At 28.5% G+C, this 6,327-nt stretch carries 8 protein-coding genes and 1 other RNA gene; 8 read left to right on the forward strand and 1 reads right to left on the reverse strand.

From position 1 onward, the window contains the following. Positions 1-6: 6 nt before the first annotated feature. Positions 7-627 carry a hypothetical protein gene (locus HUJ77_RS02295; protein WP_291706955.1) on the reverse strand — a complete coding sequence of 207 codons (621 nt, stop codon included), beginning with the start codon at positions 625-627 and terminating at the stop codon, positions 7-9. A 171-nt stretch (positions 628-798) separates the two neighbouring features. On the opposite strand from HUJ77_RS02295, the gene HUJ77_RS02300 reads away from it, so the two are divergent. The 8 genes from HUJ77_RS02300 (at position 799) to ssrA (ending at position 6,327) form a co-directional block, all read left to right on the forward strand. Then, positions 799-1,791 (forward strand): Gfo/Idh/MocA family oxidoreductase, encoded by a 993-nt coding sequence (locus tag HUJ77_RS02300; protein ID WP_291706956.1) that lies wholly within the window; start codon positions 799-801, stop codon positions 1,789-1,791. A gap of 329 nt (positions 1,792-2,120) precedes the next feature. Then, the gene (locus tag HUJ77_RS02305; protein ID WP_291706957.1) at positions 2,121-2,567 is read left to right on the forward strand and encodes a GNAT family N-acetyltransferase; all 447 of its coding nucleotides are present in this window, start codon (positions 2,121-2,123) and stop codon (positions 2,565-2,567) included. Positions 2,568-2,817: 250 nt separating this feature from the next. Further along, complete coding sequence (locus HUJ77_RS02310) at positions 2,818-3,435, forward strand: N-acetyltransferase (protein WP_291706958.1); 618 nt, start codon at positions 2,818-2,820, stop codon at positions 3,433-3,435. Between the two features lie 36 nt (positions 3,436-3,471). Continuing rightward, positions 3,472-3,999, forward strand: a complete 528-nt coding sequence (locus tag HUJ77_RS02315) for a GNAT family N-acetyltransferase (RefSeq protein ID WP_291706959.1) — start codon at positions 3,472-3,474, stop codon at positions 3,997-3,999. 29 nt (positions 4,000-4,028) lie between these two features. Continuing rightward, positions 4,029-4,442 carry a GNAT family N-acetyltransferase gene (locus HUJ77_RS02320; protein WP_291706960.1) on the forward strand — a complete coding sequence of 138 codons (414 nt, stop codon included), beginning with the start codon at positions 4,029-4,031 and terminating at the stop codon, positions 4,440-4,442. Positions 4,443-4,485: 43 nt separating this feature from the next. Further along, positions 4,486-5,046 (forward strand): HD domain-containing protein, encoded by a 561-nt coding sequence (locus tag HUJ77_RS02325; protein ID WP_291706961.1) that lies wholly within the window; start codon positions 4,486-4,488, stop codon positions 5,044-5,046. After that, complete coding sequence (locus HUJ77_RS02330) at positions 5,040-5,738, forward strand: alpha/beta hydrolase (protein WP_291706962.1); 699 nt, start codon at positions 5,040-5,042, stop codon at positions 5,736-5,738. Before HUJ77_RS02325 ends, HUJ77_RS02330 begins: the two co-directional genes overlap by 7 nt. Positions 5,739-5,998: 260 nt before the next feature. Continuing rightward, positions 5,999-6,327: a transfer-messenger RNA gene (gene ssrA / locus HUJ77_RS02335) on the forward strand.

Here is a 6,327-nt window from a genome sequence, read left to right on the forward strand (position 1 = left end):
ACATTTCTAAGGAATTATCTTTTCTGTTAAGTTAAATTCATATTCATCTAAACCATTTTTAAAATAATCTTCATAATAATCTTTAGAAATAATAAAACTATTTCCTGAATCCTTTAATTCTAAAGTGTGGATTAAGTCTACACTAAAGGTCTTAACTTTATCGGGATTATCATTATTAAAATAAGTAAAAGTATAACTTTCATTTAAAGTTAAATTATATAATCCATTTTTAACTTTTAGCTCTTTAATTGTAGGGGTAGATTCTATATTTTTAAAAGTTAATTTTTTATTTCTTGCTAAATTTCTTAAAAAGGCTATTCTCTTAAATTCATGTGTTAAAGAGTACTCACCAAAGTTATCACTAGTATCATAAAATTTATAAAGTTTTTCAACATTTCCATTTAAAAATGCAGTATTTCTTATATTAAATATATTTTGCATAAAATTAATTATTGAAGTCTCAATATTTCTATTTGAATCAGTTATAAAATTGCTAACATTTGAGGTAGTATTATCTTCATAATTACTGGTAAATTTTTTTGTGCTAGATAAGAAGTAAATAAAGTTAGTTATTATAAAAGCATAAACCAAAAATCCAGACAGTAGTTTTAATAATTTCTTATTCATAAAATCTCTCCTTAGTTAAATTTCTATAAATTAAAGGTTAATAATCCAAATTAGGATATTATTAGTATGCTCATTAAAAGAAGTATAATTCTTTGGAAATTGTTGGCTGATGCTTAACTAATATATGGTATAATAAATGTATTAAGATTTTATATAAAAGAGGTGTTTAATATGATAAATATAGGTATAATCGGGAGCAACTTTATTACTGATAGATTAATTGAAGGAGCTAAATTAATTAGTGATGTAAATATTTCTGCTATATATTCAAGAACTGAAGAAAGAGCTAAAGAATTTGCAAAGAAACATGGAATTAAATATACATATACAAATTTAGAAGAAATGGCTAAAAGTGATTTAATAGATGCAGTATATATTGCTTCTCCCAATGCACTACATTCTAGCCAAGCTATATTATTTTTAAAAAATAAGAAGCATGTTTTATGTGAAAAAGCCTTTGCTTCAAATACAAAAGAAGCTGATGAAATGATAAGGGCAGCCAAGGAAAATGATGTTGTTCTTATGGAAGCCATGAAAACTACTTTATTACCTAACTTTAGAGTTATTAAAGATAACCTACATAAGATAGGAAAAGTTAGAAAGTATTTTGCAAGCTACTGTCAGTATTCCTCTAGATATGACAAATACAAAGCAGGTGAGATATTAAATGCCTTTAAAAAGGAATTATCTAATGGAGCAATAATGGATATAGGTGTTTATTGCATATCCCCTATGGTAAATCTATTTGGTAAGCCTAATACTATAAAAGCAAATGGAATTATGCTAAACACAGGAGTAGATGGAGAAGGTAGTGTAGTATTTGGCTATGATGATATGGAAGCAGTAGTTATTTACTCAAAAATAAGCAATTCATATTTACCATCAGAAATCCAAGGAGAAGAAGGAAACATTATAATAGATAGAATTAATGGATTTAATAATGTGAAAATAATATATAGAGATGGCAGAGAAGAGGATTTAACATTAGATCAAAATGAAGCTGATATGTGCTACGAAGTACAAGAATTTGCAGATTTAATTAAGTCTGGAGAAAGAGAATCTAAGATTAACTCATTAAAGGTATCAAGAGATGTTATTGCGGTTATTGAAGAAGCAAGGAAACAAATAGGAGTTGTGTACCCAGCAGACGGAAATAATGCATAATGCACAATGCGTAATGCACAACAGAAATAGTGCATAATGCACAATGCGTAATGGATAATTATGGTGAAAACTCCTTGGGAGTTTTGCAAAATGAAAGAACTTAACTAATGCATAATGCGTAATGCGTAATGTATAATTATGGTGAAAACTCTTACAGAGTTTTTGTGAATTAAAGAATGAAATTTCTCTTTTGCATTCGCAAAATCGAAATGAAGAAATGAAAGAAGTAATAATTAAATTCCAAAGGAATTTATAATTTTCTTAATTCAGCTTGTCTGAATTATTTCAATAATTGTGCATTATGCATTTATTTTATAAAGGGGGTTATTATGATATACAGAAGAGCTATTAAGAGTGAAATTAGTGAACTTGTAGAATTGAGAAAAAAGCAATTAATAGATGAGGGACTAGAACCCAAGGATAATATTGATTTTGAATTAGAAGAATTCTTTGAAAGTACAATGGAAAAAGGATTATTAATTCAATATGTTGCAATTGAGGATAATATTATTATAGCTACAGGAGGAGTATGTTTTTATAATCTTCCTCCCTCTTATTCTAATATAAGTGGTAAAACAGCTTATATAACTAATATGTATACAAAGGATGAATATAGAGGCAGGGGCATAGCAACTAAATTGTTAAATTTATTAGTAGATGAAGTAAAAAGAAATGGGTGTAAGGTTATAAAGCTTCAAGCTTCAATTCATGGAAAACCTGTATATAAAAAATTTGGATTTAAAGAAGCAGAAGGGCATATGATAATGAGGATATGACTTATTCAATGCACAACAGAAACAATGCATAATGCGTAATGAATAATTAAGGTATAAATTCGTCTATGGTCATAATTTAGAAATAATGAAGGAATTAAGATTTTCTTTTGCCTTGGAAAATTATCATGAAAAAATAAAATGACTCATATAATTTTTAATATATAAATTTAATAACTCAGCTTGTCTGAGTTATTTCCACAATTGTGCATTATGAATTATCAATTATGCATTATTTAACGGGGGTGTTGGGGTGGAAAATTTAATAATTAGAGAAGAGAATGAAGAGGATTATTTTGATGTGGAATATATGACTAAAAAAGCTTTTTGGAATTTGCATGTGCCTGGATGTAATGAGCATTATTTAGTTCATATTCTTAGGGAAAGTAATGATTATCTTCCTGAATTAAGTAGGATAGCGGTTATTAATGGGAAAGTAGTTGGCACAATAATGTACTCTAAAGCTTATGTTATTGATGGTGTTAATAAAAGAGAGGTTTTAACTTTTGGACCATTATGTGTAGAACCTAAATATCATAATAAAGGAATAGGTAAAGCTTTACTTGAAACAACTATGGATTTAGCAAGGAAAGCTGGATATAAAGCAATAATTATATTTGGAGAACCAGGGTATTATCCTAAGTTTGGTTTTAAAACTTGTGATAATTTTGGAATTACAACTAAGGACTCTGATAATTTTGATGCTTTTATGGGAATAGAGCTAGTTAAAGATGGACTCAAGGATGTAAAGGGGAAATTCTATGAATCAGATACTTTTGAAGAATTATTTCCTGAAAAAGTTGAGGAATTTGATAAGAAGTTTCCTTATATGGAGAAGCTAAGATTACCAGGTCAGTGGGATATAGATTAATTTATTTTAATTAATATAGAGGGTAAGGGTATAAAAATGAGAGAATTAGTAACAGATAGATTGGTAATAAGAGAATTTAAAGAAGCTGATGGTGAGGATTTATATGAATATTTATCTAATGAAGAGGTAGTAAAATTTGAACCATATAAAGCATTTACCAGAGAAGAAGATTATGCTGAAGCTAAAAGGCGTAGTGAAGATAATAACTTTCTTGCAGTATGCTTAAATGATGGAAAGCTTATAGGAAATTTATATTTTTCAAAAGGTGAATATGAAACTTGGGAAGTTGGTTATGTATTTAATGTGAATTACTGGGGTAATGGCTATGCTACAGAAGCTTTAAAAGCTCTTATTAATTATTCCTTTGGAGAATTAGGAGTAAGGCGTATTATTGCTATGTGTGATCCAAACAATCCCAATTCGTGGAAGTTGCTTGAAAGAGTTGGAATGAGAAGAGAAGGAACTTTATTACAAAATGTTTATTTCTTTACTGATGAAAATAATAATCCTATTTGGAAGGATACTTATGAGTATGGAATTTTAAAGGATGAATATAAAGCATAGACCATTAAATATAATATGGAGGAATAAAAATGCAGTATAAAATAACAAGTATGCCTTCAGAAAATGATAAGAAAGAAATATATGAAGAACTACTAAAGTATAATTTAGAGCATCTAGAAAATAAAGATGTAAAAGAACTAGGAATATTTTTAGAAAATGAAGAGGGTATAAAAGTAGCTGGACTTATAGGAGATACTCATGGCAATTGGCTAACTATTAATTATTTATGGGTTCATGAGAATTTAAGAGGAAATGATATAGGTACTGAAATAATAAACAAGGCAGAAACAGAAGCGAGAAATAGAGGTTGCAAGTATTCCTTTCTAAATACATTTAGCTTTCAAGCAGAAGGATTTTATTTAAAATTAGGTTATAAAAAAGTATTTTCTTTAGAGGAGTATCCTGTTACAGGAAAAAAGCATTACTTGGTTAAAAATTTATAATAAATATTAAAAATACTATAAGAAAATAAAGAGAGGTTTTATTATGTTTCCCAAAAGAGAAAAAGCAATTGAAATACTTGAAGAATCTAATCTTTTGAATCCAGGACCATGGAGGGATCATTCCATAGTTGTAGCAGAATGTGCCTATAAAATAGCTAGTAAATGTGATGATATGGATGAAGAAAAGGCTTATGTGTTATGGTTACTACATGATGTTGGTAGGAGATTTGGAGTTACATATATTGCTCATGTTATTGATGGATATAATTATTTAATGGAATTTGGATATGATGAAGCAGCAAGAGTATGTATTACACATTCATTTCAATTAAAGAATATTAATGAGTATATTGGTAAAATTGATATATCTGAATCTGATAAAGAAAAAATTATTAACTTACTGGATTCCTATGAATATGATGATTATGATAGACTAATTCAGTTATGTGATAGTATTTCAATGCCAACTGGAGTTGTAGATATTGAAATTAGAATGAATGATGTTAAAACTAGATATGGGTATTACCCAGAGGATAAATGGAATAAAAATATAGAACTTAAAAAATATTTTGAAGATAAAATTGGTGGATTAGAAATATGTTAGATAAGAGAAGAATTTTAATAAGAAATATACCAACATTGGTATGGGGTCAAGATTCAGATAAGGTCTATATATATGTTCATGGAAAAATGGGAAGTAAGGAAAATGCTGAACATTTTGCTGAAATTGCTATTTCAAGGGGATATCAGGTTGTAAGTTTTGATTTACCAGAGCATGGAGAACGCAAAGAAGATGATTATTCTATTATGCCTTGGAATGCTGTACAAGATTTAAAGGATATAAGTAAGTATGCAATGAATAATTGGAAAGAAATTAACTTGTACGCTTGCAGTCTTGGTGCATACTTTAGTCTTTTAGCTTATAAAGATATTAATATTAAAAAGTCTCTATTTCAATGTCCGGTACTAAATATGGAAAAGTTGATTTCAAATATGATGGAATGGTTTAATATTACTGAAGAGCAGTTAAAGATAGAAAAGGAAATTCCAACAACCATAGGTGAAACATTATATTGGGATTATTGGATTTATGTAAATAAAAATCCAATAGATGAATGGAAATCAAAAACCTATATTTTATATCCATCTAAAGATAATTTAACTGATAGAGAAACTGTAGATAACTTTATGAATACACATTCAGTTAATTTAACTGTTCTAGATAATGCAGAGCATTACTTTAAAGAAGAAAAACATTTAAATGAACTAGAAGTTTGGTTACAGAATAATATATAAATAGAGCTTAATTAAGATGTATATTATCAATAATATATATGTAATAAAATATAGAAGTAATAAAGAAATACTAGTAAAAATTAAAAAAATTAAGTAAGAGACAATTAGAAAAAGTTTAGTTAAAAAGAAGTTGAAAAAAGGGAAAATATAGATATAGTGTATGATTTATGATTATTGACAGAAAAAAAATTATAATATATAATTACAACACGGAATGAAAATTGAATAATCGCGTTAAACAAATTTTAACCTGGGGGCGTTTTGGCTTCGACGGGGGTAAGATGGGTTTGATAAGCGGGCCGAGGCAAGCATGTCACCTCGCTAATAAAGTATGCATTAAAGATAAACGCAGAAGACAATTTTGCATTAGCAGCTTAATATAGCTGTTCATCAGCCCAGGGTGCCCACGCTCTGGATCACTGGTGTCATTAAAGTGGGAAACGAAGTTTAGCAAAGCTTTGAGCTAAAGGGGTATTCATGAAGCTAGGGAATTAGGAGTTTGTTTGTGAGCGAACTAAGGACCGAAATTTTAGTCACAAACTACGCTCGTAGAAAGTCAGATTGGTCTGCTTTCGGACAGGGGTTCGAT

This window comes from Clostridium sp. (genome assembly GCF_021443865.1).
GTDB lineage: Bacteria > Bacillota > Clostridia > Clostridiales > Clostridiaceae > Clostridium.

Coding starts and splice junctions, on each gene's coding strand:
- HUJ77_RS02330 (WP_291706962.1), top strand. CDS start 5,040: ATGTTAGATAAGAGAAGAATTTTAATAAGAAATATACCAACATTGGTA.
- HUJ77_RS02295 (WP_291706955.1), bottom strand. CDS start 627: ATGAATAAGAAATTATTAAAACTACTGTCTGGATTTTTGGTTTATGCT.
- HUJ77_RS02325 (WP_291706961.1), top strand. CDS start 4,486: ATGTTTCCCAAAAGAGAAAAAGCAATTGAAATACTTGAAGAATCTAAT.
- HUJ77_RS02315 (WP_291706959.1), top strand. CDS start 3,472: ATGAGAGAATTAGTAACAGATAGATTGGTAATAAGAGAATTTAAAGAA.
- HUJ77_RS02300 (WP_291706956.1), top strand. CDS start 799: ATGATAAATATAGGTATAATCGGGAGCAACTTTATTACTGATAGATTA.
- HUJ77_RS02320 (WP_291706960.1), top strand. CDS start 4,029: ATGCAGTATAAAATAACAAGTATGCCTTCAGAAAATGATAAGAAAGAA.
- HUJ77_RS02305 (WP_291706957.1), top strand. CDS start 2,121: ATGATATACAGAAGAGCTATTAAGAGTGAAATTAGTGAACTTGTAGAA.